The sequence below is a fragment of the Amycolatopsis sp. WAC 04197 genome, assembly GCF_003947475.1.
GTDB lineage: Bacteria > Actinomycetota > Actinomycetes > Mycobacteriales > Pseudonocardiaceae > Amycolatopsis > Amycolatopsis japonica.
Genome location: NZ_QHJK01000003.1, coordinates 174,623 through 199,489, shown reverse-complemented (window position 1 = coordinate 199,489; position 24,867 = coordinate 174,623). Strand labels below are relative to the sequence as shown.

The following is a 24,867-nucleotide window of genomic DNA, read 5'->3' as shown; positions in this document are numbered from 1 at the left end:
ATTTTCTTCGAGGACAACATTTTCTCCCCCGGGGACCGCGAAGTCCCCTGCACATTGCCGGAGCCTTCCCCATCCCCGGCACCACGGGACTGCGGATCCGATGCCGACATCCCCATCACCCTGCCGCCGGCTCCGGACGGCGGCTTTCGAGTACGGACTCAGTACGTCACCGCGACGCCGGTGAAGGCCGTGGGCCGAACGACCCAGCAGAATCGGGGCACTCTGGCGCGATCACCGACGACGCTGAACGAATTCACCGGGAACGGCATTTTTACGCTCATTCCGCAGCTGCTTTCCCGCTAGTTTTCTTCCCGGAGGGACCGGGGGAACTGGTCATCGAATCAGCGAGATCGGAGATGACCGGCGTGAAAGGCACCGTCCTCGGACGCTCGACGGGGGCGGCACTGCTCCTGTTCGCGGCAGCATGCAGTTCTCCGACGGCTCCCCCGCCCAGCACGCAACCTTCGTCTCCGGCGACCACCGCACCCACGAGCACGACGCCGTCGGTCGATCTTTCGTCGCTGCGTCAAGGCGCGGTCCCGGCGAAGTACCCCGAGCCGGATATGAGCAAGTTGCCGCCCAAGCCCGCGGATTCCGCGCCGCTGCGGGAACGGATCGCCTGGGAAGCACTGCAAAAAGTGACCAGATTCGCGCATCGCCTCGACCCCGCGGCGCGCTCGTCGTGTCCCGCGTTCGACCCGGGCCGCACCACCACGGTGACCTGCACGGTCACCTATCTCGGCGAGGGTTACGACTACGTCCTGCGCGACATCAAGTTCCAGGGCACCGGACTGACCAACGGCCGCACCGAACAAGGGACCGTCTCCTACAAGGCGGACATCACCGCCGGGCCGATCATCCGCGACCAGGTCGAGGCGGTGCTGCGCTACCAGAACAGCACCGAGTACACGGCCTGTGACATGCCCGAGCACGTGCGCTTCGGATTCGACTCCACCCGGCGACGGCCGTCCGGGTCGTCAGTCGTCGGCGAGTGGATCTACGTGCCCGGCATCTCGTGCCGCTACCTCGATTCCAAGGCCCGAGCGGTCAAAGCCATTCCCTTGGAGCTCTACGACTGGGGCGCGCCCATCCATCCGTGACGAGCTACGCCTCAAATCACGCGAGTTACGCCTTCAATCACGCGAGATCGGCCAGCCCGCCCAGATTCCCCCTGGGGCCGTCACCCGTATCGGTGATTCTCGCCGACTCACCATTCGTGGCATGTGGATCACCGGTTCGTGTCACGCCGCCGCCCACTTGCCGTAGCGGAGGCTCACCGTCCACATCAGCTCACCGCAGCCCCGCTACGCACGGTGTCACCGCTCCCGCAACCCACCCCTGGCGCAAAACACGAAAGACTTACGTGTTTATCGTAGGAAGATTCACGACCCGCCGAACGCCCGGGAAATCGTTTTTTGACAGGTCGCCAACGTGGTGAAAATCTTCGATCGCTCCTCGCGAGAGCACAACCGAACACGAAATCCGAACAAGGAGCCCCTCAATGCAGATGTTCACCCAGCACGTGCACCACGGTCACGACCTCATTTCGGGTCTGCTCGCGCACCTGGCCCACGTGCTCGGATGGCTGGTCTGACGCTCTAAGCACAGGGATTGACGGGGGCCAATCTGTTGGCGCGGGTCGGCCCCTCGTGTTTGCGACCCGGTAAAGGGGCACGTTCGTGTCCCTTTACCGGGTTCCGGTTTTCCGGCCGGAAAGAAATACGGCTAAAGCGCGAAGCCCAGTTCCCTGCCCCGCGCCACGAGTTCTTCCCGCGCCGAAGGATGCGCGACCTGGTCGACGATCTGCCGCGCCTGCTCGCTCGCGTCGTTGCCCCAGATGGTCGCGACACCGTTCTCACTGACCACGAAACTGTGCTGGAACGACGTCACCGGACCGGTCAGCCGGGGCACGACCGTCGAGACGTCGGCCTTCGGATGCCACGACGGCAGCGCGATGATCGCCCGGCCACCGGGCGAATGCAGCGCTCCGACCACGAAGTCGGTCTGCCCGCCGAACCCCGAGTAGATCGCCCCTCGCACCCGGCTCGCGTTGGCCTGGGCGTACAGGTCGACTTCGAGGGCGCTGTTCACCGAGACCAGACCGCGCTGGCGGGCGATCACGGCGGGATCGTTCGTCTTTTCCGTACGCAGCAGGCGGATCCGCGGATTGCGGTCGAGCCAGCGGTACAGGTCCGCACTGCCGAACACGAACGACGCCGTCACCGGTTCCGCCGGATCGAGAGCCCCCGCTCGGTCGAGCGCGAGGACGCCGTCGCTGAACATCTCCGACCAGATCGCGAGCCCGCGCCGTCCGGTCACCGCCGCCAGGGTCGCGTCGGGGATCCCGCCGATGCCCAGTTGCAGGGTCGCGCCGTCCTCGACCAGCCCGGCCACCCGCTCACCGATGGTCCGCGCCGTGTCCCCCACCGGCCGCGGGACCGGCGAGAGCAGCGGCTCCACCACCTCGATGCCGTAGTCGATCTCGTCGACCGGCACGACACCGTCGCCGTAGGTGAACGGCATCTCGGGGTTGAGCTGCGCGACGACCAGGCCGCCACGGGCCCGCACCGCCTCGATGGCGGCCGGAAGGATGTTCACCTCCGTTCCCAGCGACACCACGCCGTCCAGCGGGGCCGAGGTGTGCAGCAGGACGACGTCCGGCGGCAGCGAGTGCTTGAGCAGCTGCGGCACCAGCGACAGCCGCGACGGGAAGTACCGCAGCCCGGGACGGCCGCGCATACCCGCGCCCACGAACGGCGTCTCCAGCAGGACACCCTCACGGTCCGGCATGCCGGCCTGCGCGTTCAACGCGAACAAGCGGTACTCCGCCAGTGCCGCGTCGAGCACCTTCAGCGCCCGCATCGGCGTGGCGAAGTTCCCGCTCACCACCACTCGCGGCCGCGAAGCGGGCACGCCCGCGAGAACGGAACCGAGCTGGCTCTCCGACAAGACGCGCATGAGCCGATCATGCCCGAGAAGCCCCTCGCCGGCGCGGGCCGGACCCCCAGAAACCGGCCCGCGTCCGGCCCCGCCCGACCATGGTGCGACCGGGACCGGTGCCCGCGCATGGGTGCCGGGACCCCATATTCCGGTGCGGCGTCGAACGGCCACCGTCCGTGCCCGGCGGTCACTCTCCGGACATCTTCGTGTGTGCGCTGAATGTGGGGGTGCCGCCCCCATGTGCGTACCGCGCCGGGCTGAAAGCATTACCGCCGTGACGCCCCCACCATCGGCGACGTCCCTGCCGCCGAGGTGGTGGGACCACGGCCGGACCCCGCGCGAACGGACAGCGGACAAGCCCCTCTGGGCCGACTTCGCCGAACACGCTGTCACCACGCTTCTGCCGGAGCGCCCCCCAGTCGGTGACTGGCGTGTGCAGTTCGCCGGGGTCTTCAGGTCTCTCGTCGACGCCGCCTCGCGTGACGCGGTCCCGGACGATCTCCCCGGCGCCGACGTCGATGCGCTTCGCCAGGGTTTCGCCACGCAACTCGACCAGCACCTGCTCAACCTCTCGGTCCGCACACTGGTCCTCGAACTCCATCGCGCCCGCAAGGCCGGTGCCCTCCAGGGCGAGACGCCCGAAGAGCGCTTCTCGGATTTCGTGCGCCGGCAATCCACTCCGGCCGGGCTGGTCCAGCTGTTCGGCGAGTACCCGGTGCTGGCCCGGCTCCTGGCCCAGGCCTGCCTGTACGCCGCCGAGGCCCACGCCGAAACGCTCGCCCGGTTCTCGGCCGACGCGGCTTTGCTGCCCTGCTCGGTCATCGACGGCGAACTCGGCACGCTCGTCGAGGTCGCGGGCGGGTTCGGTGACTCGCACGCCCGCGGACGTTCGGTCAAGCTGCTCCGCTTCTCCAGCGGCGCCAAGGTGATCTACAAACCGCGCTCGCTGATCCTGCACGAGCGCTTCACCGACGTCGTCGAACAGCTCAACAAACGACTGCCCGGGCTCGAACTGCGCACCGCCGACGCACTGACGCGTGACGGATACGGCTGGCTCCGGTTCGTCGAACATCGGCCGTGCGCCGATCTCGGCGACGTCGACCGCTTCTACCGCAGGCAGGGCATCCTGCTGGCGCTCCTGCACGCGCTGGACGCCACCGACGTCCACTACGAGAACATCATCGCCTGCGGCGACCAGCCGGTGCTGATCGACATCGAGACCCTGTTCCAGCCGTCCCCGCCCGTCCCGCCGGAGGGCGATCCCGCGGCGGCGATGCTGGCGCGGTCGGTGCAGCGCACGTTGCTGCTCCCGCAGCTCTTCGCCGGCGAGCACGGTGCCGTCGACATCTCCGGACTCGCCGGCCGCGGTGGAAAACTGCCCACCGACCGGGTCGATTGGGCCGACGCGGGGACCGACCGGATGCGGCTGGTCCGGGTGCCCGGCGAACTCGCCGGAAGCAACAACCTGCCCCGCCTCGACGGTCGCGACGTCGCCCCCGCCGAACACAGCGCGGCGTTGCTGGCAGGATTCCGGCTCGGCTACGACGCGATCTCCACCGGACGGGACGAACTCGCCGAGCTTCTCCGGCGCTGCGCCGAGGACCCCATCCGGGTGCTCATCCGGCCGACGAACTTCTACTCCCGCCTGCTGGACGAGACCACCCATCCCGACCTGCTGCGCGACGCCGCCGACCGCGACCACGCGTTCGACCTGCTCGAAGAGGACTCGGTGCGGGAGGAGAAGCTGCTCCGGCTGGTGCCGCACGAGCGGGACGATCTGTGGGCGGGCGACGTGCCGATGTTCACCTCGAACCCCGGTTCGACGTCGCTGCTGGATTCACGTGGCGAAAGCGTCGAAGGGGTCGTCGAACAGCCGTCGCTCGACACCGTGCTGGCGAAGGTCGCCGACATGGATCCGCTCGACCAGCGGGACCAGGAATGGCTGATCTCGGCCACCCTCGCCATCAGCACGGCGGCCGACGGCCACCACGGTGGCGGCGAGACCGCGGAAACGGCGGTGCCGAATCAGGCGCCGGACGCGGAACGGCTGCTGGTCACCGCGTGCGGGATCGCCGACCAGATCGTCGCCAACGCCTTCTCCGACGAGCATCGCTCCAACTGGCTCGGCATCGAGCTCGTCGACGACCGTTACTGGACCGTTCTCCCGATGGGCGCGGGCCTCGGCGAGGGCTACTGCGGTGTGGCGTTGTTCCTCGCCCAGCTCGCCGAGCTGACCGGGATCGCGCGGTACCGCGATCTGGCCGCGTACGCGATCAGCCCGCTTCCCGGCCTCTTCGCCACGCTCCGCGCCGATCGCGAGCTTGCCGCCACCGCCGGCTGCGGTGGGCTTCTCGGGCTCGGCGGTGTCGCGTACACGATCGCCCGGCTCAGCACTTTGGTCGGGCTTCCCGCGAGTGACCTCATCGAGCAGGCCGTCGAGCTGATGCCCGAGGCCACCTCCGAAACGCCCTCCGGGTTCACGACCGGACTCGCCGGCGGTGTCGCCTCGATGCGTTCGGTGTATGTCCAAACAGGACTGGAGACGGCGCTGGCGCGAGCCGACCGCTATGCCGCACAACTGCTCGAACGCGAACGTCCATCGGAGAGGGCTTTCGCCCGCGGTTCGGCCGGGATCGACTGGGTCCTGCGGGCACACGACCGTCCCGGCGAAGAACCACCCCGAAAGGCGGACGATCGGGCGGAAAGCACCGGCGGCTGGTGCGACGGACTCGCGGGCGACGCCCTCGGAATCGCCGCGCACCTGCCCGATCCCGACCACGCCAGGGACCTGGACCGGACGATCAGACGGCTGACCGACGGGGCACCGCTCAAGGATCTCAGCCTGTGCCACGGCGAGTCCGGAGTGCTGGACGTGTTGTGCGTGCTGGCGGAGAACGGGCACACTGGCGCCGCGGCCGCGGTACGCCGCCGGACCGGTCATCTGCTCGCCGCCATCGACCAGCGCGGTGCCCGCTGCGGGACACCCGGCGCGGTCCCCTCGCCAGGGCTGCTGAGTGGCCTGGCGGGGATCGGCTACGGCCTGCTGCGGCTGGGATTCGGCGACCGGGTCCCTTCCGCGCTCCTGCTCCGCCCCGACCGGCCGCATCCCGCGGCCACCGTTTTTCCGCCGGTAAACCGAGTATGAGGAGAAGAACCACATGTACGAAAGAGATCTGCCCGCCACCGAAGACGTCCTCGGCGCCGTGAACCTGCCGCGCGCCCTCGAGGTCGGCTCGCGCAACCACGCGCTGGCGGGCAGCAAGCCGCGGCTGAGCGCCAACCCGCTCGCCACCCTGTCCACGGACACCGGTTCGCCGTCCGTCGTCAGCGTCTTCACCGGCGGCTGGATTTAAGACAGGCTCACGGAGGCGGGCTCGCGCCGCCCGCCTTCGTGATCAACTTTTGGCCGTGACAGCGGAATCCGCTCGCTATAGTCACGGCGGTGGGTATCCGTTCGTCGCGGGTGATCGGCCGCGACGCCGAACTGGCCGAGCTCTCCGGGGCTCTCGATCGCGCCATCGCGGGTCGCGGCGGCGCGATCTTCCTCGTGGGCGAAGGCGGCATCGGCAAATCCCGGCTCGCCGTCGAAGCCGCCTCGCGGGCGGTCGCCGCCGACATCCCGGTGCTGCAGGGCAGGGCCAGTTCGATCGGCCCGCTCGTCCCGTTCCGTCCGCTCACCCAGGCATTGCTTTCGCATTTCCGCGGCGGGGGCCCGCCGGAGGTGACTGAACTCGACCCGTTCATCCCCGTGCTCGCCCAGCTCATCCCGGATTGGAGCCGAGGAGACCGGCCCCGGGAGTCGGGCTCCCTGATGGTGCTCGCCGAAGCGGTGTTCCGGCTGCTGGCCGTCACCAGCCGCGACCGCGGTGCGCTCCTGGTCCTCGACGATCTCCAGGACGCCGACGCCGAGACGCTGTTCATCCTCGAATACCTCGTCGACAACCTGCCCGCGGCGCAGACCCTGTTCGTCGGCACGCTCCGCAACGAGCCCTCCGACGCGCTGCGCCTGGCGATTTCCGGAGCGCAGCGGATGAGCTGCGCCGTCGTCGAACTCGGCAGGCTCGGCCTCGCCGACACGCACGCGCTCGCCGCCGCCTGTCTCGAGACCGATCCTGGGCTGCTGCCACCGACCGCAACGGAACTGTTGTGGCGCAACAGCGCAGGCCTTCCGTTCATCGTCGAGGAACTGCTCCACGGCATGGTGAACGACGGTCTGCTGGTCGAAGGCCGTGACGGCTGGCGCGTCATCGGCGAGCTCCGCGCCCGCGTTCCCGCCGCGCTGGTCACCAGTATCGGCGCCCGGATGGAGCAACTCGGCGAGCAGGCGGGCGAACTGCTTTCGGTCGCGGCGATCATCGGCCGCCGCTTCCCGCTGACGGTGGTGCAGAAGGTCACCGGGACCAACGACCGGACACTGCACAACCACCTGGGCGCCGCGGTCTCCGCGAACCTGGTGACCACCGACGAGATGACGCCCGGCTGGTACGCCTTCCGTCATCCGCTGACCGCGGAAGCGTTGCTGGCGCGCCAGTCACCGGCGCGGAAGGCGGAACTCGCGCGGCAGACCGCCGACGCCGTCGAGGAGCTGTACCCGGGACTGCCGGGCGACCTGTGCGCGCTCGTCGCGTCGCTCCGGCTGACCGCCCTGGACGAGCGGGCCGCGGGCCGGCTGTTCGCGGAGACCGGCCGTCGCGCTCTCGACGCGGGTGCCGCGGACTCCGCGGTCACGATGCTCACCAAGGCCCTCGATCTGCTCGCCGGGGCCGACGCGGGTGATCGGGCCGAGGTGTTGGAGACGCTGGTGCACGCGCTCGGGCAGACCGGTCAGTTCGACCGGGCCGTCGAGCTTTCCGCGGCGTTCGGCGAGATCGGCACGCTCGAACGGGCCGCGAAACTGCGCACCCAGCTGGCCTGGGCCGCCTACATCGCGGGACGGCACGACGAATGCCTCGGCCAGATCGAACGCGCCCGCGCTCCGCTCGGCTCGGCGATCACCCCCGCTCAGCAGGCGGCACTCGACGCCGTCGAAGCGAACCTCTGGCTCGACGTCCCCGGCAAGACCGGCACGGCCGAGCGGCTCGCGCGTCAGGCGTGGAAGGTCGCCGAGGCGACTGACCAGCCGTTCGTCGTCTGCCAGGCGTTGCAGGTGCTCGGCATGCTCGCGCTGTCACGGGACCTCAGCGAATCCGAGCACTACATGCAACTCGCGCGGCGGACCGCCGAGGACAACCATCTGCACCATCTGCGGACCCAGGCGCTGGTCCGGCTCGGCGGACATCGCGTACTGATGAACGGCGACGAGCAGACCCTGCTGCTCGCCCGCGCCGACGCCCAGCGGACCGGGTCGATCACGCTGCACTGCGCGGTCGATTCCGTGCGCACCATGCACGCGATCCTGCGCTGCGATTTCGGCACCGCGCACTCGCTGCTCGCGGAGAACCTCGCCGTGCTGGGCAGGCTCCGGCTGACCGCGTTACTGCAGTACGCGCATATGACCAGGGCGATGTCGGCCGGGCACCGGGCGGACCGTCCCGCGATGGAGCAGGCACTCGACGACTTCCGCGAGAGCGGCGGCGAGAACGCGCAGGAGATGGTGCTCAGCATCGGGCTGGCGCGGGTCTTCTGTTCGCTGCTCGAAGAGGACTTCGACCGGGCCCGCCGCGAACTCGGCCAGGTCGTCGAGCTGGAGGACCGGCGGCCGAGCCGGTTCCACCTCGCCGGCCAGCACGGGCTCAGGACGCTCGTCGACACCCTCGGCGGCGCGCCCTGCCCGGAGGACGGCTCCGCGGTGAGCGGGATGCGATGGAACCGGCAGTTCGTCGAATTCGCGCGCGCCGTCGAGCACGGCAGGCGCGGTGACGCGGCCGAAGCCGAACGAGCGGTGGCCTCCGCGCTGGAGACGTCGGCGCCCTATCCCCTGGCCCGCCATCTCGGGCTCCGGCTCATCGCCGAGCCGGCCGCCGCCGACGGCTGGGGCGATCCGGCAGGGTGGCTCAAGGAGGCCGAAGAGTATTTCCACGGCAGGGACATCCAAGCGGTGGCGGCCGCCTGCCGGACCCTGCTCCGCAAGCTCGGCGCGCCCGTCCGGCAGCGGCGCTCCGGGGTCGACCGCGTACCCGGCGACCTGCGCGCGGCCGGAGTCACCGTGCGTGAATACGAGGTGCTCGTGCTGCTCGCCGAGCGGATGGGGAACAAGGACATCGGCGCCCGCCTGCACATCTCGCCCCGGACGGTCGAGAAGCATGTCGCGAGCCTGCTGGCCAAGACCGGGCTCGCCGACCGTGCGGCCCTCGCCGAACACGCCGCCGGACCGCGACCTGGCATGCTGTGAGCCATGAGCGACCTCATCGTGTACGGCGCCGGCTGGTGCCCCGACGTCAAACGCAGCCGGGCCCTGCTGGACTCGAAGGGCGTCGAGTACGACTACATCGACGTCGAAGCGGACTCCGGCGCGGAGGAGACGGTGCGCGCGCTGCAGAACGGTGAGCGGCGGATCCCGACCATCGTCTGGCCGGACGGCACCCACCTGGTCGAGCCGAGCGACGACGAGCTCACCGCGCACCTGAACCGGTGACCCTCCCGGACGTCCCGGTCGGCACGAGGGTCGTCGTGCGGTACCGGATCGAAGGCGGATTCACCGACGCCCTCGGCTACCTGCGCTCCCGTGACGACACGGAATGCACGGTGGAGACCAAACGCGGACTCGCGACGATCCGGCTGGCGGACATCGTCCTGGCGAAGACGGTGCCGCCGCCTCCGGTTCCACGCATGCCTCGTGAGGGGTAAGGACGGTTGGAACCCAAGGCTGCCTTAGGTACCTACTGAATCGGGTGGCCGTTGGCCGCAGGTCCGTGAAGGCCTCCTTCCCTACCCTGAAGGTAGGCAAGGAGGCCTTCACGTACTGCAGGGGGCACGCCTCGTGAGTGGGGGTCTTAGGTGCCTACGGTCGAGCGGTTTCGCGTGACCGGTGGGACGCCATTCGTGTCTGGACGGACGACACTCAATAGGACTCGGCCTCGGCCGTCGCCGCGGGGGTTGCGAAAGTGGCTTTCGCGACATCTCCAGCACTCCACGGACCGTGAGCCCCATCGCGAACGGGATTAGCTCTTCCGTGACTTCGTGGCCTTCTTCTTCGCGTCCTTGGCCTTGCCCTTGACCGTCCCGACGGCGTCCTGCAGCGGCGCATAGGTGCCGAACAGCGCGGGATCGGGCTTCGGAGCGGTGCCCGGACCGCCGAGCGGCTCCGGATCCATCAGGTACTCGATCCCGTCCTCGCCGAAGCTCCAGCCGCCCTTCGCGCCGTCCGGCCCGTCGGACAGATGCCACACGGTGTTGTTGTGGTCCTGGTTCTCTTCGTCGAACAACGCCGTCGGCGCGATGTCGCTTTCCAGGCCGTCGGCCTTGAGCTCCTCGATCGCGGCGAGCCACTGCTTCTGGTGCACCGTGTCGCGGGCGAGGTTGAACTGCAGCATGGCCTTCACGCCCGGGTCGTCGGTCATGTTGTACAGCCGGGCCGTCTGCAACCGGCCCTGCGCCTCGGCCGCGACGTTCGCCCGGAAGTCGGCGAGCAGGTTGCCCGACGCGACGACGTAGCGGCCGTTCCAGGGGTAGCCCTGGCTGTCGCTCGGGGTGGCCCCGCCACCGGAGATGATCGCCTGCTGGGGATCCATCCCGCCCAGGATCGCCGCGGTGGCCGGATCCTTCGCCGCCTCGGCCACCGTGGTGGCGGGTGCCCCTTCCAGCAGCCGGGCGACCATCGTCGCGAGCATCTCGACGTGCCCGATCTCCTCGGTCGCCGTATCCATGATCAAATCCTTGTACTTGCCCTCGATCCGGCAATTCCAGCCTTGGAAGAGGTACTGCATGGTCACGGTCATTTCGCCGTAGGCGCCGCCGATGAGTTCCTGCAGCTTTCGGGCGTACAAGGCGTCCGGCTTTTCCGGCTTGGCCTCGAACTGGAGCGATTTGGTGTGACGGAACACTGATTACCTCCGAATATTTGAGAAGAACGGGTCAGCGGGAGTCGGCGATCGGCGCCTTCGAACCGGAAAGCGGAATGAGCCCGAGCGCGATCATCCCGACGGCCAGCCCGAGGTGCAGCCAGTTGTCGGCGCTGTTGACCGGCACGAAATTCGCCGCCGACCCGTGGTCGATCAACAGGCCGTACAGCCACAGCACGAGGTAGATCACCCCGCCGCCGACGAGGAACGCCTTCGCGCCGCTCGCCGTCCGGGCCAGCAGAATGCCCGCGACGCCGAACGCCAGATGGACGATGTTGTGCAGGATCGAAACCTGGAACACGCCCAGCAGCAAGGCGCCGGACTCGTGTCCGGCCCCGCTCAGCTGCTCGTAGTTCGTCGTGATGCCGGGAATGAAGCCGAGAATGCCGACGAGCAGGAAGACCGCGCCCACGCCGAGGGCGATGAGCTGGCGCGGAGCCCGCCGAACGGTGGCCGGCGATGCAGTCATGCTTTCCTCCGATCCAGGTGGAATGAGCTTCTGGAACGTCGAGTACCCGTGGCGGAGCCGGTCACACCGGGGAATCTGTGTTTTCGAATTCGTGGGAATTACCGTGTAATCCGAGGCCGCCGGGGTAGCCACCGCCAGGTACTCATCCGGCAAGGAGGACGAAAATCGTGGCCGAGCACGACGCACCGCAGGCAGGGCCGGTCGGCAGGCTTTTCCGGGCCGGCTTCCACGCCCTCTCCGCACTGCGCGGAGCGCGAGCGTTCCACCCGAACGGCCTACTGCTCAAAGGCGAGCTTCACGCTTTGAGCCGCGACGACATCCCGCTGCCGCCGGAACCGGTGACCGTCACCGTGCGGATGTCCAAAGGGGCCGGTCTCCCGGGTCGTGTACCCGACGCGCTGGGGCTTGCGGTCCGCGTTCCCGCCGCCGACGGCGATCCGTGGGACCTCACTTTGACCACTTCCGCTGTCCGGGTGGTGCCGAGGCCGGCGCGATCCTGGACCACCGGCCGCTTCAGTTCGTTGCTGCCCTATCGAGTGAACCGCGAACTGGTCTGGCTATCGGCCCGCGCGGAAACGCCGCGGCGTGCCGAGGCATCACTCGACGCCTTGAGCCGACTGGTGAAGGAAGGACCGGTGACCTACCTCGTCGAGACCGTCCGCGCGAACGGGCATCGGAAGCCCTGCGCGACGCTCACCCTCCATGAAGTGGACGAAGACGCTTCGCGCCCCGCCTTCGATCCGATGCTGAACGCTCCCCCCGGCTGGGAGCTGCGGCCCCGCTGGCTCACCGGGTTGCGCGAGCGCGCCTACGAGGGCAGCCGCGAAGGACGCTGATCATCCCGCGAGCGGCTTGTCCAGCACCGCCTTCACGTGGCTGAAGTTCTCGATCGAATAGCGGCCGTGATAGCGACCCATCCCGCTCTCCCCCACCCCGCCGAACGGCAGTTCCGGCGCCGCGAGATGGATGATCGCCGCGCCGAACACCAGTCCGCCCGACGAGGTCTCCGTCTCGATCCTGCGCTTGGTTTCCTCCGATTCGGTGAAGGCGTACAGCGCCAGCGGCTTGTCGCGTTCGTTGACGAACGCCAGCGCGGCGTCGACGTCGGGTACATCGATGATCGGCAGGATCGGACCGAAGATCTCGTCCCGCATCACCGGGGCGTCCGGTGGGACATCGGTGAGCACGGTCGGCGCGATGTACTTCTCGTCGCGGTCGGCCTGACCGCCGACGACCACGGTTCCGTTTTCCAGCAGGGCGGCGAGCCGGTCGTGGTGCCGGGTCGAGATGATCCGGCCGTAGGCTTCGCTGGTGGCCGGGTCGTCGCCGAACATCGCTCGGACGGTCTCGGCCAGGTGTTCCGCCAGCTTCGGGCCGGTGTCGCCGATCGCGAGGACGTAGTCGGGCGCGACGCAGGTCTGGCCCGCGTTGGCGAACTTGCCGTAGGCCAGCCGCTGGGCGGTCACCGCGAGGTCCGCCCCCGGCTCGACGATCGCCGGGCTCTTCCCGCCCAGCTCCAGCGTGACCGGCGTGAGATGCTTCGCCGCCGCGGCCATCACGATCCGCCCGACCGTTCCGTTGCCGGTGTAGAAGATGGTGTCGAACTTCTGCTCCAGCAACGCCGTCGTCTCGGGGATCGCGCCTTCGACGACACGGACGCCCTCGACGTAGTTCGGCAGATGCTCCGCGATCGCGGCCGAGGTGTTCGGCGACAGCTCACTCGGCTTGACGACCGCGCAGTTGCCCGCCGCCAGCGCGCCGACCAGCGGCGCGAGCACCAGTTGCAGCGGGTAGTTCCACGGCCCGATGATCAGCGCCACCCCGAGCGGCTCGCGAACGACGCGGCCGTCGGCCGGTCGCAACGGATACGGCAGGCCGGCGGGCTCCGGGCTCAGCCAGGAGTCGAGATTCTCCAGCGTGTGATCGATTTCGTTCCGCACGAGCGCGATCTCCGCGCGCTTCGCCTCGGCGGCGTTCTTGCGCAGGTCGGCGTAGAGCGCCTTGAGGAAGACGTCGGCCTGCTCGGACAGGAGCTTCCGCAAGCCCGTGAGCTGCGTTCGCCGCCACTCCACCGGTTTCGTGACACCGGAACGGAAGAGGGTGCGCAGTTCTTCGACGACGGCGGAGGCATCGCTGCTGGTCATGGCTTTGAGCCTAACCATGGATGCTGACGGATGCCCAGCGCTGGGCGGTATAGGGCGTTATACAAGAAGCTGCAGGCGTGACTCGCGTGATCAGGGACGTGACTCGCGTGATTGGAGGCCGCACTCGGGGTGTTCCGCCTTTGATCACGCGAGTTCCGTCTTCGATCACGTGAGTGCGGTGCCGCGTCTCTGTTCCTGCTGGCCGAAAGTCCGTGAAGGCCTCCTTGCCTACCCTGAAGGTAGTGAAGGAGGCCTTCACGGACTGGACACAGGCGCGGCGTGCGCGAAGGCGTGACTCACGTGATCAGGGACGTAACTCGCGTGATTGGAGGCCGCACTCGGGGTGTACCGCCGCTGATCACGTGAGTGCGGTGCCGCGCCCGGCAGTTACGGATAGCTCACCAGGTTGCTCGGCCGCGTGTCCGGCGGCGTCACCGCCCCGGCGTCGTTGATCACGTGGGTGATGGTCCCCTTGTAGTTCAACGAGACCGTCACCAGATTGTGGAACCGGACGCCGGAGCGGTTCGGCACCTCGAACGCGTGATACAGATTCACCGAAGGGTTGTCGTTGAAGAAGCAGTAGCTGCCCAGCCCCCACGCCTCGTGCGTGGTCACGTTGTCCCCCACCTTGTAGGCGGCGTACCCGTTGAGCCCGTTGGGACTCTTCCAGCCCGCCTGGTCCGGGACGTCGTAGGGGATCTCGTTCTGGAAGAAGATCGTCCTGCCGTTCTGCCCGTTCCAGATCACCTGGTACTTCTGGTAATGCTCGACGAACAGGCCGGTCGCCAGCACGTTGTCGCCGTTGACGACAACGCCGGTGTCGCCGGTGTTGATCGTCCAGCCGTAGGTGCCCGCGTTGCCGTGGTCGGCCCGCCAGGCCCAGATGTGGTCGATGATCGTGTCACGGCTGTTGACGATCAGGCTGTTCGTCGCTTTCCCCGCGATCTGACCGCCGATCCGGAAGAACACGTCCTGCAAGGTCGTCGGGTTCGCCGCGTGGTTCGCGGTCGAGCCCGCCTGTCCGACCGTGAGCAGCGACTGCGAGTTGGTCGTTCCGGCGTCGAACAGCAGCCCCTTGAGCCGGACGCCGTCCACGTCGGCGACCTTCATGGCGTCGACGCCGTTGTCCGGCACCAGCGTCGGGTAGCCGACACCGAGGACGACGGTGTTCGCCTTGGTCACGTTCAGCGTCTGGTTCAGGTGATAGACGCCCGGCGTGAAGAACAGGTTGCAGCCCTGGGAAAGCGCGGTGTTGATCGACGACGCCGTGTCCCCCGCCTTCACGACGTAGAACTGGCTCATCGGCAGCGAAGAGCCCTGGGTGCTGCCGTTGGCCCAGCTGGGCCCAGAAGCGTTGGTGCGCAAGGAGGGCAGGAACACGCGGTACTTGCCGGAGCCGTCGAGGTAGAGGTACGGGACGTCGCGGGACACCGGCGTGGTGCCGAGCGTCGTCTCCGGCGGGTTCGGGAAGGTGTTCGCGGGAGCGCCGCTCGTCCCGGAGAAGACCATGTTCCAGACGCCGCCGTCCCAGCTGCCGTAGCTGCTGTCCCGGGTGTACCACTGCTGCTGGGAGATCGAAGCGGCCTGTCCCGAGACCTTGGTGTCGGCGGTGTAGCCGCCGCTCGCGAACCCGTAGCTGGCCGGGTAGAGCTGGAGTCCGCCTCGGATGTCCATCCGGCGGAACGGCGCGGCCTGCGCGACGGCCCAGCGGGTCGAGCCGCTGCTCGGGACGACGGCGAGGTTCTCCGCCGAGCGCCAGAAGTTCTGCAGCGCCACGCCCTTGTCCGACTCGTTGAACGCGTCGACCGTCACGTCGCCGTTGATCACCACGTCGCCCGGGTTCTGCCCGAGGCCCGCGACCGAGGTGTAGTAGCCGACGTTGTCGTGGATGCCGTTGTACACACCGGGCTTGAACAGGTGCGCGTACCGGCGCTCGGTGAACTGCGCGGTCAGGGTGTCCTTCTGCGCGTTGAAGTCCGCGTCGAGCCGGGATTGGATCGACGCCGCGGACATCCCCGGGTCGAAGATCCGCACGTTCGGGCCGAAGTCCGGCACCTCGGCCTGAGCCGGGCAGGTCGCCTGTGTCGATCCGATCGTGTAGCTCGCCGACGCCACCGGGGAGTTCGCCGAACCGGATTTGAGCGCGATCGCGGAGATCGTCGAGGACGCGGAGACCGTGATAGGCCCGGTGTACACAGTGGACGACGCCGTCGGCGTGGAACCGTCCACTGTGTACCTGATCGTCGCGCCGGAGGTCGCGCTCGACAGCGTCACCGAACGGGCGCTCGGGTAACTGCCACCCGGCGGATCGAAGGTCGGTGACGCGACCGTCGTGCCGCTGCCGCCGTGGGTGTAGGTGAAGTGCGGGGTGTCGTACTGCGGCCCGTTCTTCTCGTAGGTGAACCAGTAGTCGAGCACCGTGCCGGCCGACAGCGAGCCGACGGTGTGCCGCCACGTGCCCCCGTTGTCGGTCATGCGGACGTTCTGCTGCCCCACTCCCGGAACGCCGGTGTAGTGAATGTCGACGTAGCGCGCGGGGCTCGCCGGCGTGAAGGAGAACTGCGCCTGGGTCGCGTTCAACGACGCGGCGCTCTGGCTGTAGTCGGCGGCCGCGGCGGTGGCACCACCGATTCCCGCCGCGATGAGGAGTGCGGAAAGGCCGAGGGCGAGCGCGCCCCGGACCCCTTTCCGCCGTTCGGGCTGCACAAAGATCCGGTTCACGTCGTGACACCTCCGGCGTTGGAAATCCACGGGCGAAGCAATTCGTTGCGCGCCACAACAAAGTAGCCGTCCGTGCGATATGTCCAGATCACGCTTCGGTAACACTGGTGGTCCAAACCACCAACTACCCCGGACGGCCCATGCCGACGGGGGCGTTCGGCGTCGCCAAGCGGTCCGTTCGGGTGCCGGTCAGCGGTCTGGGACGACGTAGAGAGTCGACACTCCCCCACCGTGCATCGCGCTCAGGCTGGTCCGGCAGGCGCGGAGGACCTCGCGGTTCGCGACCGTGTCCGGCGGTACCCCACAGCCGTCACAGAAGAGCTCGATCGAACCCGGGAAGGTCTCGTCGACCCGGACTTCTACCGTGCGATCGCAGCGGCGGCACCACCGATGCCCGGTGACGATCAGGACATGCATCGGATCCGAGATGCATTGATGCACCCAGCGGCGGTGGACGTAACAGGTCGTCCGGACGTGTGCGCTCAGCCCGTGTTCCTCCGCCACGTCCTCCGCGGCGAGGATCGCGGCCAGCCGCCGGTCGGCGATCTCGCCGTACCGGTCCCGGCGCCGGGCAGGCGGGGCCTTGTCCACCGCCGCGAGCAGTCTGAGATGAGCCCTTGAGGGTGGCGGAGTACGTAGCACCATGTGGGTCTCGACCTTTCGGCGTCCACCGGAAGTCTTATCAGCTCACTCCCGATTTCGCCGGAGTGACACCCGACCGGGCGACAAAGACCTGAGAAAGGTTCGTTTGTACGGCCCTTGTATTCCCGCTGCCCATGCTGCCCGGACCAACCGGATCCGTTCAGGAGGCAGGAATTGTTGACCAAGGTAGCCGTGCTCGCGACAGCGACCGCGCTCTCCTTCGGCGTGGCCGCACCGGCCGGCGCCGAAGTGACCGCGTTGCCGACGGCCAGCATGGAAGCGGTGCTCAAGGCCGCGCAGATCGACCCGCGCCGGGCGGACAGCGCGCTGACCCCCGGCGCCAAGGACAGTGTGCTGCTGGTGGAGCAGGCACTGGCCGCCAAGGGGCTGCTCGACCAGCAATACGTCGACGGCCATTTCGGCACGTCGACGATCACGGCGTACTCCAGCTACCAGAAGTCGCTGGGCTACACCGGGATCGACGCCTCCGGCCTGCCGGGAAAGACGTCGCTCGAGAGGCTGGGCGAGAACCGTTACACCGTCACCGCGGTGGTCTCGGCGGGTAGCCGCCTGACCTACCACGGCAAGACGATGAACACCCGGACCAAGGCGATGCTGGTGAAGGCCGAGGGTCTTCTCGGCAGGCAGCTCACCATCACGCAGGGCTCGTACAACCCCGGCGGCGTCGGCGCTTCGGCCGGGACGCACGACGGTGGCGGCGCGCTCGACATCGGTGTCGAGGGCATGTCCTCGACCACCCGGACCGACGTCGCGCGGAAGCTGCGCCAGGTCGGCTTCGCGGCTTGGGTCCGGACCCCGGACCAGGGCTTCGCCTACCACATCCACGCCATCGCGCTGTCCGATCCGGACCTGTCGTCCGGCGCGCAGCACCAGGCGGGCGACTACTACCTCGGCTACAACGGCCTCGCCGGTCGCGGTGCCGACGACGGCCCCGCCGTGTCGCCGAAGCTCACGTGGGAGGAGTACCTGCGTTCCTGAACACCTTCACCGAAGGCCACCTTCGCCGACATTGATCGTCGCGAAGGTGGCCTTCGGGCTGTCCGGGAACGCACGGGTAGGCTTCGGCGCGACGGCAAAACCAGTGGGAAGGGAACATCGCGTGGAGGCTCAACCGGTCGGTCAGTGGCTCGACGAGCTGGCATCGAAGGCCTCGACGCCCGGTGGTGGCGCGGGTGCCGCGATGAACGCCGCGGTCGGTGCCGCCCTGGTCTCCATGGTGTGCAACCTGACCATCGGCAAGCCGAAGTACGCCGAGCACGAGGCCACCATGACCGAGGCGCTCGCCAAAGCCGAAGACCTCCGTGCGCGCGCTCTCGGCCTCGCCGCCGACGATGCCGCCGCGTTCGACGCCGTGGTCGCCGCGTACAAGCTCCCCAAGGCCACCGACGAGGAGAAGCAGGCCCGCACGGCCGCGATCCAGGCCGCGCTGGTCGGCGCCGCCGAGGTGCCGCTGCGCACGGCCGCCCTCGCCGCCGAGGTCATCGACGTCGCCGCCTCGATCCTCGAAGGCGCCAACACCAACGTCATCTCCGACATCGCGGTCGCGGCCTCGTCCGCGAAGTCCGCGCTCGAGTCGGGCGTGGTCAACGTCGAGGTCAACCTCGCGTCCATGGCGGACGAGCAGCTCCGCAAGGAGACCGAGGCCCGCCTCACCGAGTACATCCCCGCGGCCGGGCGCGCCGACGCCCTGATCGCCCAGGTTCGCGAAAGGCTCGCCCGATGACCCTGATCGACGGGCGCGCGATCGCCGCCGCCATCACCGCCGAGGTCACCGAGACCGCCGCCAAGCTCCGGGAATCGGGCACCGCCCCGACGCTGGCCGTGCTCGTGCCGACCGACGACGACGCGACCGCCTGGTACGTGCGCTCGATCGAGCGTGCCGCGAAGAAGGTCGGCGTCGACTGCCGCGTGGTCCAGCTCGAGAAGCCGACCGGCGCGGACGTCACCCGCGAGCTCGACGAACTGTCCGCGGACCCGTCGGTCCACGGCATCATCTGCCAGACCCCGCTGCCCGAAGGCGTGACGCTCGACGACGTCGGCGCGCACATCGACCCGCGCAAGGACGTCGACGGCGCCAACCCGGTCAGCCTCGGCCGCCTCACCGCCGGCCTCCCGACCTACGCTCCCGCCACCGCCGCCGCGGTGCTGGAGATCCTGAAGCGCGAACAGGTCGCCCTGTCCGGCGCCCAGGTCGCCGTCGTGGGCCGTTCGACCATCGTCGGCAAGCCCGCCGCGCTGCTGCTGCTCGGCGAGCACGCGACGGTGACCGTCTGCCACTCGCGCACCAAGGACCTCGCGGCGGTCACCAAGGCCGCGGACGTCCTGGTCGTGGCCGTCGGACGCGCGCATTTCATCGGCGCGGACCACGTCAAACCCGGTGCCGTGGTGATCGACGTCGGCACGAACCCGACTCCCGAAGGCGGGCTCGTCGGCGACGTCGACCAGGCCGCGGTCGAGGAGATCGCGGGTTCGATCACGCCGGTCCCCGGTGGCGTCGGCCCCGTCACGACGTCGCTGCTGCTGCGGCACACCGTCACCGCCGCGCAGTCCTGATCCACCGAGGGAGGCGGCGAGTCCACTGAGGACTCGCCGCCTTTTTCACGTCCCGATCACCGTCTCCACCACCTTCCGCACCTGCGCGATCTCCGGCGCGGGCGCGGTGCGGTCCGCGTACAGCAGATGCGTGGCACCGATGAGCGTGGCGGCCAAAGTCTCGACGTCGGCGTCCTCGGCGACCCGGCCCAAATCCCGCTCCGCCTTGAGGTAGCCGCCGATCATGACGGCGGCCTGGGTCAGCACCGGAACCCCGGCGGGCCATTCTCGGCGTAACCGGGCACGAAGCTCGTCACGGAAGATCACGAGCGGGACGATCGCGACCGCGACCGACTCGAACACCGCCGTGAGCGCCGCGGTGAGGTTGTCCACGACCGTCCCGGTGCCGACTGCCTCCCGCAGGCCCTTCTCGTCGAGCTTCTCGATCCGGTCCAGCACGAACTCGGCGAGAAAACCGTCGAAATCGTCGAAATGCCGGTGCAGCACGCCTTTCGCGCAGTCCGCCTCCGTGGTCACCGCACGGCTGGTGAGCCCGCTCGGCCCGTCCCGCAGCAGGACACGTTCGGCGGCGTCGAACAACTGCGCGCGGACGGCGCGCAAAGCCACTCCTGTCGGCATTCGGCTCCCTTGCGTTGACGAGTGGGCAAGTGCCCACTTAAGGTGGGCGCATGCCCACTCTACCTTCGGGGCAAGAGCCTCATCGTCATCGACAGGCCGCGGAATCCTTCGGCGTGGACGTCGAACGCTACGACCGGACCCGCCCCGCCTATCCCCCGGAACTCGTCGAACACCTCATCGCCGCCGCGCCTGGCCGCGAGACCCTCGATGTCGGTGTCGGCACCGGCATCGAAGCGCGCCAGTTCCACGCGGCGGGCTGTCACGTGCTGGGCGTCGAGCCGGACGCGCGAATGGCCGAGTTCGCCCGGCAGAGCGGAATCGACGTCGAAGTCGCGAAGTTCGAGGATTGGGAGCCCGCCGGACGCCGGTTCGATCTGCTCGTCTCCGGACATGCCTGGCATTGGGTCGACCCCGTGGCAGGCGCCGCCAAGGCCGCCGAAGTCCTACGGCCCGGCGGACTCTTCGCCGCGTTCTGGCACGTACCCGAACCGCCGGAAGAGGTCGCGGACGCCTTGGCGGACGCTTACCGGCGGCTCGTGCCGGACGCCCCGATCGATCTCAAGAGCGTGCCGAAACAGCCCTCTGACCCGTACGGGCCACTCATCGTGAAGGTCGCCGACGGTCTGCGCGAAGCGGGCGGGTTCGGCGAGCCGGAACGAAGCCGCTACGACTGGGACCGGGTCTACACCCGTGACGAATGGCTGGACCAGCTGCCGACGTTCGGCTCGCTGACCTGGGTCGAATCCACAGTGCGACAAGAGATCCTCGCTGAAGTCGGGGCGGCGGTCGACAGGATGGGCGGCCGGTTCACCGTGCGCTACGCCACCGTCGCGATCACCGCGGTCCGGGACTGACCCGCCGGTGACGGGAGCCGCGCCGCTCCCGTCACCGGCGTCCGTCAAGGCGTGACGGGGACGTTGGTCAGCCCGTTCACCGCCCTGGACACGGTGTTGGACGCGTAGACGACGTTCGGCCGTTCCGAGCACTTCGACGTCGACGTGATCTTGATGGCGTACTGGCCGACACCGCCGAGATCGGACTTGTTGTCCCGCCAGACGTTCCCGCAGCCGTTCGGGAACGACGGGGTGGTGGCGGGATTGTGCGTCTCGTAGCCGTTCGCGAAGGTTCCCGGCGAGGCGAAGGTGCCGGTGTTGCCCTCGATGACGTATCCGAATCCCTTGACGTCGATCCAGGAATCGGCCGAGTTCTGCCCGGAAATCCCTTGACCGTCGAAGGTGTTGCCGCGGATCACGCCGCCTTCGGTGCCCTCCTTGACGTCGATGCCCTCCGCGGCCACGTACGGTCCGATGTGGTTGTTGAGCACCTGGATCCGGTCGCTCCGGTCGACCCCGCCGGAGTTCCCGTGGCAGGCCCAGTTCGAGTTCGCCGAGCCGAGGTAGACGCCCTCGCCGTACCCGGCCTGCACGAGTCCGGTGTGGCTGATCGTCGAGTCACGGATGACGCTGTCGGCCGAGGAACGGCGGAAGTGCACGGCCTCCTCGTCGATCCGGTGCACCCGCACCCCTTCGATCACCGTGTGGTGCGAGTTGTCGGCGACGATCCCCTTCTTGGCCTCCTGCACGGTGAAGCCCTGGAGATGCCAATACGGCGCGCCGTACAGCCAGAACCCGTACCCGGAATCCCAGCCCGCCGTCGGGGCCGGGCAGGACGGTGCCTCACCGGACGGGCCGTCGTTGATCAGGACCGCCGTCGACGGTCCGGTCACCGTGATCTGCGCGTCCGCCGTGCCGGGTTTCGTCGCGACGAACGAACCCCGATACGTTCCCGGGGCCAGCCGGATGGTCCGGCCCGGGATCGCCGCGGCCAGCGCGGCTTGCAGTTCCGCGGCGGTGCCGACGTCGACGACGTCCCCGGACGGCACGCTGGTCGTGGTGGTCGTCGGCGAAGTGCTTGTGCTGGTCGGCGACGGCGGAGCGGTGGTCGTGGTCGGAACTCCTCCCCCGCACGGGCTGCCGTTGACCGTGCATCCGGTCGGCAGGCCCAGGCCCGTGGCGTTGAACCCGAAGGACGCCGTGGCGCCAGGTTTGATCGTGCCGTTGAAGGCGGCGTTGGTGACCTTGTAGTGCTGCCCGTTCCTGGTGAGCACCGAACTCCACGACGTGGTGATCGCGGTACCTTCCGGCAGATCGAACTCGATCGTCCACTGTGTACTGTTCGCGTCCCCGGCGTTGGTCAGTGTGTACTTTCCGCCGTATCCGCTGTCCCAGGCCGAGCTTTGGGCGAAAGTCGCGGTCAGGCTCGGGGCGGCGGCTTCGGCCGTGACGACGGCGCCGAACAGTCCCGCCGCCGACGCCGTGGCCGCGATCGCGGCGAGCAGTCGTTTCCTCGTCATTCCGTGCCTCCGCATTTGGTTCCGGCGATCGAGCAGGCGAGTGGCAGCCCCTGACCGGCGGTGTTGAAGCCGAATGTCGCCGTGCCGCCGGGTTGGACGCTCCCGTTGTACGTGGCGTTCCCGAATCGGTAGTGCTGCCCGCTCTTGGTCAGCACCGAACTCCAGGAACTCGTGATCGTCGTCCCGGCGGGCAGGTCGAACTCGACCGTCCACGAACCCACGGAGGCCGAGCACGTGTTGCTGATCGTGAAGCCGGCGCCGTAGCCGCTGTCCCACACCGATTTACGGGTGAAGGTCGCGTTCAGGCAGGCAGTGGGATTCTGTGTCGTCGTCGTGGCGGACGTGGTCGTCGTGGTCGGGCTCTGGCTGGTCGGGGAAGACGGCGGCGTCCCGTCGACGGACTTCAGGAACAGCGACGACGCGGCATCGGTCTTGGACGCGTCCACCCCGTGTCCGCCGGTGTAGTCCCGCTGCTCGTTCTTCGCCCAGTCGGCGATCGGGGTCCCGCCGACATCGAGGTGCTTGTAGGCCGTGCCGTCCCACCCGAAGGAGTAGACGCGGTGGCGGTCGGCGTAGAAGTCGTTATACGGGCCGTTGTCCGCGAGCTGTTTGGTCATGGCGTTGTTGAAGAACACGTTGCGGTAGCCGGAGCCGCCCGACCACTTGACGGCCTTCTTGCCCGCGCCCCACCAGATCGGGAACCAGTTCGAGTCGTCGGGACCGCCACCGCCCTCCTCTCCGCAGTTGGCACGGCAGTTCCCGGACCGGTGCGCGTACGGGACCTTGACCGTGTTGAGCTCGAAGAGGTTGTTGCGTTCCCAGCCGCCGTGGAGGTTCAGGTCGGAGTCGAACGAGTTGCCGATCACCACGTTGCCCGCCGCGGACCACTGGAAGGTGAAATGCCGCAGCAGGGTCGAGGTGTTGCCCGCGTAGAGCGAATCCCAGACGCGGGAGCCGCGGAAGTAGCCGTTGCCGCCCTTGCCCTTGTTCCACGATCCGTTGAGCTCGTTGTCGACGATCTGGAGGTTTTTCGCCTCCTCGGTGACGATCGGGTGCGAACCGGTCATGTCCGCGCGGATACCGCGGACCCAGGAGTTCGCCGCCCACTTGAACACGATCCCGTGCATCTCCGCGGCGGGCGCCATGTTGCCGTAGTTGTTGTTCGCGTCCGCGGGGTTCAGGCCCGGCATGTCCTGGGTGAACCCGAGGTCCTCGAACCCCACGCCGAGCACCGGGTCGACCAGCGGTGCCGCCTTCGAGTCGTAGGTGGCGCCGTCGATCGGGGCCGAACCGTCCGAAGTGGAGTTCACCGGGACGTCGTACTCGAGCGGTTTGTCGAGGGTGATGGTGCGTGCCGTGGTGTCGAGCGCGGCGATCGTGAAGATCTGCTGGCGCATGTGCATGTTCAGCAAGGGGAACGTGGTCGGCGTCGCCTGTTGTTGCTCGTAGAACTTCTGCGAGTTGGCCGCCCGGATGTTGACCAGGTTGCCGGCGGCGAGCGAGGTCAGGGCGCCGCTGCTCGCCAGGTGGACGACCTTGTCTCCCGTCCGCGCGGCGAACGCGGTGTCACCCGGCTTGCCCCGCAGCTTCACCCCGGCCTTCCAGTGGACGTTGATCGTGCCCTCGAAGATGTCCTTGCGGTTCGCGGGCGCGGCGGCGTAATCGCTCGCGTAGGACGTGTGCACTCCCCTGGACTGGACGCGGAACAGCCCGCGGCCGGGCCACAGCCAGCCACCCTTGCCCGCGCCCGAGGTCATCCCGTCCTCGTCCCAGTCGGAACCGTCCGGGGTGAGGGCGTCGTACAGGGTGTTCGCGTCCGGCTTGTAGACGAACTTCGTGGCGTCCTTGCCCGCGCCGCGCAGGATCAGGTAGTCGGCGTCGACGTGGATCTCGTGCGTGACGTCGAACCGGCCTGCCGGGAAGGTGATCGTGCTCAGCTTCGTGTAGCTCCCGGACGGCGAGCACGCGCTCTTGATCCCGTCGATCGCCGCCTGGATCCCGTTCGTGTCGTCGGCGCCGTCGTCCGGTTTGACGTTGTATTGGCTCGCCAGTTCGGCCGCGGTGACCTGGCAGGCGGCGTTCGGATTCACTTCACCGGCGCCGGGGAGCGCGGCGCCACCGCGATATCCGGCTTTGGACCAGTCGTAGAGGCCGGCGACCGGCGCGCGGCGATTGGCCGCACCGAGGTCGAGGCCGGTCAGCGCACCTGGTCCCGGCGCCGCGTCCGCCGCCGGGGGCGGTACCTGCAGGAGCGCGACGGTGGCGACCACGGCGGCGACCGCCGGTAGGACGGCACGACGAAGAGGACTTTTTCGGGACACCCGAAACCTCCGTGACGGACTGACGGAAGGTGTTGCGGCGTGTACACCCGGACCCCGTCTTTATAGTTCACGTCCCTGGCGTCCG

At 68.6% G+C, this 24,867-nt stretch carries 20 protein-coding genes; 11 read left to right on the top strand and 9 right to left on the bottom strand.

The annotated features are described in order from the left end of the window. The first annotated feature begins 356 nt into the window (after positions 1-356). Entirely contained in the window at positions 357-1,100 is a 744-nt protein-coding gene (locus DMC64_RS14010; protein ID WP_233629653.1) for a hypothetical protein, read from the top strand. Between the two features lie 625 nt (positions 1,101-1,725). Here the strand turns inward: DMC64_RS14010 and DMC64_RS14005 are convergent. After that, positions 1,726-2,958, bottom strand: coding sequence for an acetyl-CoA hydrolase/transferase family protein (locus DMC64_RS14005; RefSeq protein WP_125733850.1), 1,233 nt, complete (start codon positions 2,956-2,958; stop codon positions 1,726-1,728). A gap of 256 nt (positions 2,959-3,214) precedes the next feature. Here DMC64_RS14005 and DMC64_RS14000 point away from each other — a divergent pair, with 256 nt between their 5' ends. The 5 genes from DMC64_RS14000 to DMC64_RS13980 all read left to right on the top strand — a co-directional run bounded on the left by DMC64_RS14000 (position 3,215) and on the right by DMC64_RS13980 (position 9,726). Further along, positions 3,215-6,085 carry a type 2 lanthipeptide synthetase LanM family protein gene (locus tag DMC64_RS14000; RefSeq protein ID WP_125733849.1) on the top strand — a complete coding sequence of 957 codons (2,871 nt, stop codon included), beginning with the start codon at positions 3,215-3,217 and terminating at the stop codon, positions 6,083-6,085. A 13-nt stretch (positions 6,086-6,098) separates the two neighbouring features. Next, complete coding sequence (locus DMC64_RS13995; RefSeq protein WP_016334466.1) at positions 6,099-6,293, top strand: hypothetical protein; 195 nt, start codon at positions 6,099-6,101, stop codon at positions 6,291-6,293. Positions 6,294-6,382: 89 nt separating this feature from the next. Continuing rightward, a complete protein-coding gene (locus tag DMC64_RS13990; RefSeq protein ID WP_125733848.1) occupies positions 6,383-9,271 on the top strand; it encodes a LuxR family transcriptional regulator in 2,889 nt (962 codons plus the stop codon). Between the two features lie 3 nt (positions 9,272-9,274). Beyond that, positions 9,275-9,514, top strand: coding sequence for a glutaredoxin domain-containing protein (locus DMC64_RS13985; RefSeq protein WP_037338316.1), 240 nt, complete (start codon positions 9,275-9,277; stop codon positions 9,512-9,514). Then, a complete protein-coding gene (locus DMC64_RS13980) occupies positions 9,511-9,726 on the top strand; it encodes a ferrous iron transport protein A (protein ID WP_125733847.1) in 216 nt (71 codons plus the stop codon). Before DMC64_RS13985 ends, DMC64_RS13980 begins: the two co-directional genes overlap by 4 nt. 314 nt (positions 9,727-10,040) lie before the next feature. On the opposite strand, the gene DMC64_RS13975 is transcribed toward DMC64_RS13980, so the two are convergent. Beyond that, on the bottom strand, positions 10,041-10,922 hold the full coding sequence (locus DMC64_RS13975; protein ID WP_037338319.1) for a manganese catalase family protein: 882 nt from the start codon (positions 10,920-10,922) through the stop codon (positions 10,041-10,043). Between the two features lie 31 nt (positions 10,923-10,953). After that, a complete protein-coding gene (locus DMC64_RS13970; RefSeq protein WP_037338321.1) occupies positions 10,954-11,409 on the bottom strand; it encodes a DUF4383 domain-containing protein in 456 nt (151 codons plus the stop codon). A gap of 167 nt (positions 11,410-11,576) precedes the next feature. Here DMC64_RS13970 and DMC64_RS13965 point away from each other — a divergent pair, with 167 nt between their 5' ends. Then, positions 11,577-12,245 carry a hypothetical protein gene (locus DMC64_RS13965; protein WP_125733846.1) on the top strand — a complete coding sequence of 223 codons (669 nt, stop codon included), beginning with the start codon at positions 11,577-11,579 and terminating at the stop codon, positions 12,243-12,245. Here the strand turns inward: DMC64_RS13965 and DMC64_RS13960 are convergent, their stop codons facing one another. The 3 genes from DMC64_RS13960 to DMC64_RS13950 all read right to left on the bottom strand — a co-directional run bounded on the left by DMC64_RS13960 (position 12,246) and on the right by DMC64_RS13950 (position 16,919). Next, complete coding sequence (locus DMC64_RS13960; RefSeq protein WP_125733845.1) at positions 12,246-13,571, bottom strand: aldehyde dehydrogenase family protein; 1,326 nt, start codon at positions 13,569-13,571, stop codon at positions 12,246-12,248. Between the two features lie 369 nt (positions 13,572-13,940). Then, positions 13,941-16,274: a chitobiase/beta-hexosaminidase C-terminal domain-containing protein gene (locus DMC64_RS13955; protein ID WP_125733844.1), complete on the bottom strand. Its 2,334-nt coding sequence runs from the start codon at positions 16,272-16,274 to the stop codon at positions 13,941-13,943. Between the two features lie 189 nt (positions 16,275-16,463). After that, complete coding sequence (locus tag DMC64_RS13950) at positions 16,464-16,919, bottom strand: hypothetical protein (protein ID WP_125733843.1); 456 nt, start codon at positions 16,917-16,919, stop codon at positions 16,464-16,466. Positions 16,920-17,090: 171 nt separating this feature from the next. Between DMC64_RS13950 and DMC64_RS13945 the strand changes: the two genes are divergently transcribed. From DMC64_RS13945 to DMC64_RS13935, 3 genes are all read left to right on the top strand, one after another. Next, entirely contained in the window at positions 17,091-17,915 is an 825-nt protein-coding gene (locus DMC64_RS13945; RefSeq protein WP_125733842.1) for a peptidoglycan-binding protein, read from the top strand. 121 nt (positions 17,916-18,036) lie between these two features. Next, the gene (locus DMC64_RS13940) at positions 18,037-18,660 is read left to right on the top strand and encodes a cyclodeaminase/cyclohydrolase family protein (RefSeq protein ID WP_125733841.1); all 624 of its coding nucleotides are present in this window, start codon (positions 18,037-18,039) and stop codon (positions 18,658-18,660) included. After that, on the top strand, positions 18,657-19,490 hold the full coding sequence (locus DMC64_RS13935; RefSeq protein ID WP_037338334.1) for a bifunctional 5,10-methylenetetrahydrofolate dehydrogenase/5,10-methenyltetrahydrofolate cyclohydrolase: 834 nt from the start codon (positions 18,657-18,659) through the stop codon (positions 19,488-19,490). Before DMC64_RS13940 ends, DMC64_RS13935 begins: the two co-directional genes overlap by 4 nt. Positions 19,491-19,535: 45 nt before the next feature. On the opposite strand, the gene DMC64_RS13930 is transcribed toward DMC64_RS13935, so the two are convergent. After that, positions 19,536-20,108 (bottom strand): TetR/AcrR family transcriptional regulator, encoded by a 573-nt coding sequence (locus tag DMC64_RS13930; RefSeq protein WP_125733840.1) that lies wholly within the window; start codon positions 20,106-20,108, stop codon positions 19,536-19,538. 113 nt (positions 20,109-20,221) lie between these two features. Between DMC64_RS13930 and DMC64_RS13925 the strand changes: the two genes are divergently transcribed. After that, on the top strand, positions 20,222-20,962 hold the full coding sequence (locus DMC64_RS13925; RefSeq protein WP_125734264.1) for a class I SAM-dependent methyltransferase: 741 nt from the start codon (positions 20,222-20,224) through the stop codon (positions 20,960-20,962). Positions 20,963-21,006: 44 nt separating this feature from the next. On the opposite strand, the gene DMC64_RS13920 is transcribed toward DMC64_RS13925, so the two are convergent. Beyond that, positions 21,007-22,461: a cellulose binding domain-containing protein gene (locus DMC64_RS13920; protein WP_125733839.1), complete on the bottom strand. Its 1,455-nt coding sequence runs from the start codon at positions 22,459-22,461 to the stop codon at positions 21,007-21,009. Then, positions 22,458-24,782 (bottom strand): cellulose binding domain-containing protein, encoded by a 2,325-nt coding sequence (locus DMC64_RS13915; RefSeq protein ID WP_233629650.1) that lies wholly within the window; start codon positions 24,780-24,782, stop codon positions 22,458-22,460. The genes DMC64_RS13920 and DMC64_RS13915 overlap by 4 nt, the downstream gene beginning before the upstream one ends. Between the last annotated feature and the right edge of the window lie 85 nt (positions 24,783-24,867).